General features: G+C 36.9%; 4 protein-coding genes. All 4 read left to right on the top strand.

What is annotated here, in order from left to right; translation table 11 throughout:
* Positions 1-765, top strand: a 765-nt coding sequence (locus PHQ99_07920) for a metallophosphoesterase (GenBank protein MDD4289497.1), incomplete at its 5' end; no start/stop codon positions are given.
* A 47-nt stretch (positions 766-812) separates the two neighbouring features.
* A complete protein-coding gene (locus PHQ99_07925) occupies positions 813-1,967 on the top strand; it encodes a metallophosphoesterase family protein (GenBank protein ID MDD4289498.1) in 1,155 nt (384 codons plus the stop codon).
* 45 nt (positions 1,968-2,012) lie between these two features.
* On the top strand, positions 2,013-3,170 hold the full coding sequence (locus tag PHQ99_07930) for a metallophosphoesterase family protein (GenBank protein MDD4289499.1): 1,158 nt from the start codon (positions 2,013-2,015) through the stop codon (positions 3,168-3,170).
* Positions 3,171-3,497: 327 nt separating this feature from the next.
* The gene (locus tag PHQ99_07935) at positions 3,498-4,478 is read left to right on the top strand and encodes a kelch repeat-containing protein (protein ID MDD4289500.1); all 981 of its coding nucleotides are present in this window, start codon (positions 3,498-3,500) and stop codon (positions 4,476-4,478) included.
* The last annotated feature ends 82 nt before the right edge of the window (positions 4,479-4,560 follow it).

Here is a 4,560-nt window from a genome sequence, read left to right on the forward strand (position 1 = left end):
TCTGCCTTTAAATTTGCAGTGCTCTGTGATGCCCAGGGAGGCTATGACAATCAAACAGAAATATTCAAAAAGGTAAAGGAAGAGGATGTAGATTTTATTCTCTACCTGGGAGACTTTACAGATACCGGTAATCAAGAGGAATGGGATATCTGGTTTGGGACTGGAGAAGGTGTTTTAGAAAATGTTACCTTGATGGGAATACATGGAAATCATGAAGGGGATAGGGATACTTATTGGAATCAGTTTGCTTTCCCGAATAACGAAAGATGGTATTCTATTGATTATGGAAATGTTCATTTTGCATTTTTGCATACACATACCCAGGATTATGTAGCAGAGCAACGCCCCTGGCTTCTGCAAGACCTCCGGGAAAACAATAATACCTGGACAATAGCAATGGGGCATAAACCGGTTTATTCTTCTGTATTGGAAAAGCCTGAGTATCAATTTTTAATTGATTACTGGGTTGATATATTTGAAAAATACGGTGTAGACTTATATTTTTCCGGACATAACCATTGCTATGAAAGAACATGGCCAATTAAAAATGGCAGTATTAACAGAGAAGGTATTACACATATTACTCATGGACCTTCCGGTGATAAATTTTATACCGTTGGTAATCAATGGTGGTCGGCTGTAATAAAACCTAAAACTCCCATGTATTCAATCTACAGTGTTGAGGGGTCACTGATCAAGGTACAAGCCAGGGATATTGACGGTAGAGTGGTTGATGAATTTAGCCTAGAACATCCATATTTTTAACTTAACCTTTGCTTATTTTTAAATATAGATAAGGAGATAATTTTTTTATGAAAGGCAATAGCTTAAATAAAAAGAACATAACCATTACAATCTTAATACTGCTAATGTTGGTACTAAATTTTACAGTTATAGCTGTAAATGATCTTAATCGGGCAATCCATCTCAGCTGGCAGAATGACCCTGCTACTACCATGACCGTTATGTGGCGTTCTGAACCGGGAGCAGAGGGAACTTTAGAGTATGGAATAGACTCTAACTATGCACACTCTTTAGAAAGTGAAATCAACAGTTATAAGTTTGGAAGAACGGAAGTCTGCTGGCATACTGCCGAGATTACCGGCTTAGAGCCAAACACAATATATCATTATAAGTTGAATACTTCTGAACCCTGGCAGAGTGAAGATCACACCTTTAAAACTGCACTTGCTAAAGGAGATGGCAAATCTTTTAAATTTGTCACTTTCTGTGATGTTCAGGGTGGTTATGATAATTTTGAAAAAGCCCTACGGGAAATAAAAAAAGAGAATCCGGATCTTCTCCTGTATCTTGGAGATTTTACCACTTCCGGGACTCAGATAGAGTATGATAGGTGGTTTGAGTGTGGTGAAGATATTTTTGCTGAAGTTCCATTAATGTCAGTACGTGGAAATGTTGATAGTGATCCAATATATTTAGAACAGTTTGCATTTCCAGGTAATAAAAGATGGTTTTCAATTGATTACGGAAATGTCCATTTCGTTTTTTTATCAACAATGACAGAGGCTGAGGCAGCAGAACAGCGCCCCTGGCTTCTGAAAGACCTTCGAGAAAACAATAATACCTGGACTATTGCCATGGGTCATAAGCCAGTTTTTGGCTCCGCTGCTCAAAATGGTCCTGAGCTTTACCTAGTTGATAATTGGGCAGATTTATTTGAAGATTATGGAGTCGATCTTTATTTAAACGGACATGAACATAGTTATGAACGAACCTGGCCACTTAAAGAAGGGAAGATTGACAGAGAGGGGGTCATCTATATTACAAATGGTAGTGTAGGAAATGAATACTATCCTGCAGTAGAAACATGGTTGACTGCTAAAGCAGTAGGAGAATTGTGTTATACAGTTTTTACTGTAGAGGGTTCTCAAATAAAAGGTATAGTAAAACAATTTGAAGATGGTTCTATACTGGATGAATTTAGCCTGGAACATCCTTATTTTTAGCTTGGAGAATTTTATTAATGTAAAAATAAAGAATAGGAGGCTAATATGAAAATTAATAGATTTTATAAAAAAATGATTTCCATTGGTGGCTTAGTGGCATTAACTTTACTTCTACTATTTACATTTGCAGCTGCCCAGGATTTTCCCCGAGGCATTCATCTCAGCTGGCAGAATGACCCTGCTACCACCATGACTGTCATGTGGCGTTCTGAACCGGGATCCGAGGGATATGTGGAATATGGTAAAGACTCTGATTTTACTTTCTCTATTGAGGGGAAAACTCATAACTATAGATATGGAAGAACCGAAGTACACTGGCATACTGCTGAGATTACTGGCTTAGAACCAAACACCATTTATAATTATAGAGTTAAAACTTCAGAACCATGGGAAAGTCAAGAGCATACCTTTAAAACAGCAGTTTCAAAATGGGATAATACGCCCTTTAAATTTGCAGTGATGTGTGATGCCCAGGGTGGTTATGATAATCAGAAAGAAATATTTAAATTAGTAAAGGAAGAAAATGTTGATTTTATTCTCTACCTGGGAGATTTTACCGATACGGGAAATCAGCAGGAATGGGATATCTGGTTTGTGACCGGTGAAGGAGTTTTAGAAGATGTGCCATTGATGGGGGTACATGGAAATCATGAAGGTGATCAAAAAACCTACTGGGAACAATTTGCCTTCCCTGGCAATGAAAGGTGGTATTCTATTGACTATGGAAATACACATTTTGTTTTTTTGTTAGCTGCCAGTGAGCCTTTGGCTGCCGAACAGCGTCCCTGGATTCTGAAGGACCTTCGGGAGAATAACAATACCTGGACAATAGCTATGGGGCATATACCGATTTATTCAGCAGGATTAAATCATGGTGAATCTCAATATTTAATGGACCATTGGCTTGATATATTTGAGAAATATGGTGTTGATATGTATTTTGGTGCCCATAATCATGTGTATGAAAGAACCTGGCCTATTAAGGGTGGAAGTATCAACAGGGAAGGCATAACTCATATTACTCATGGCCCCTCAGGAGATAAATTTTATACTGTTGGAGAAAGATGGTGGACTGCCGAATATTTAGAAAATGCTCCTATGTATTCTATTTACAGTGTTGAAGGATCATTAATTAAAGCACAAGCAAAAACCATAGATGGTACAGTTGTTGATACCTTTGAAGTTGAGCATCCTTATTTTTAGGTTTTAATTAAAACAAAATAGTGATTTTTGTAACTAAGTAGATTAAATAAATAGCTTATAAATGAAGATTTGTCAATTTATCCCTTTGGGGAACTAGTGCTTTCTATCTTGAAAAATTATATTCATTAAAGAATTAAACAGCAAAAATTGTTACTCTTATAGTGATACTAAAAAATATTGATTTTATAGTTTTCTTTAGGGAGCTAAAAAAACAAAAAAATGGAGGTGATAGGGAGAATATACCAGGAATAACTGGGCACTTTAAAAAACTATTATTGAAGTGCGTGCTTTTTATCCCAGAAAAATAACAAGGAGGTTATAAGGAAAATGGGAAAAAAATTTACAATAACAATTAGCTTGATATTAGTGATGTTGTTGGCAATTGGATCGTTAAGTGTTATTTCTGCTCAGGAAGCCATTAGAATTGGATTAGAAGCTGAAATGACACGTTATAAACTCTGGTGTGCTGTAGCTGAAGATAAGCTGTTTATCTTTGGAGGAGGTGACTGGGAGGAACCTGTTCCTACTGAATATTATGATTTCAATACAGAAGTATGGGGTATTTATGGTGTAGAATCATATCCTCCAGGTGGCAAAAACGGTGTTGTGGTATCTGTTAATAATCATTTATATGGTTTTGCCGGAGAAAATGAGGCTGGTACAAATAAAAAATGCTTCATTTTTGATATCGAAAAAGGAGAATGGGAAGAACTTCCTGGAGAAGCAACCATGGGGCACTATGATGGTGGAGCAGCTGTGATTGGTAGTAAGGTTTATCTAATAGGCGGAGAAGATGATAGATTGTCAAATGAAGGATTCGATTATTCCAAAGCAGTAGATATCTATGATACTGAAACTGATAGTTGGGAGTTGGGACCGGAATGTCCTCTACCCCGTCAGGACACCTGGGCAGTTGCTTTAGGAACAAAAGTATATCTTTTAGGTGGACAGGGTGGAAATGAAACAGATGCCCCGACAGATAGTGTACTGATTTTGGATACAGAGACCAATGAGTGGTCTGAAGGTCCAAGCCTGCCATATACCTGGGAAAATCCAAGAGCGGCTGTTGTAAATGATAAATTATATATCATGAGTGGTAAAGGTGAAGGTGGTTACTTTACTTTTGAGCTGGATTCTGAGGTTGGTGAATGGAAAGAAATGGAATCTTATAATGTAGTAACAAGATATGGTTGTGGCATTACAGTCTATGAAGATGAAATTTATCTTGCATGTGGTCGTGATATGAATGGTGAAGAGCTTAACTCGATAGAACTTTATAATCCAGCAGCAGATAGTTATGCTGAATAAGAAAAACAAATAATTTATTGAGAAAAATACTTGAATTTTAAAACATAAAGATATTTTTATTAGTGATGTGGGCTAACCTTCT

This window comes from Atribacterota bacterium (assembly GCA_028703475.1).
Lineage (GTDB): Bacteria > Atribacterota > Phoenicimicrobiia > Phoenicimicrobiales > Stramentimicrobiaceae > JAQVMU01.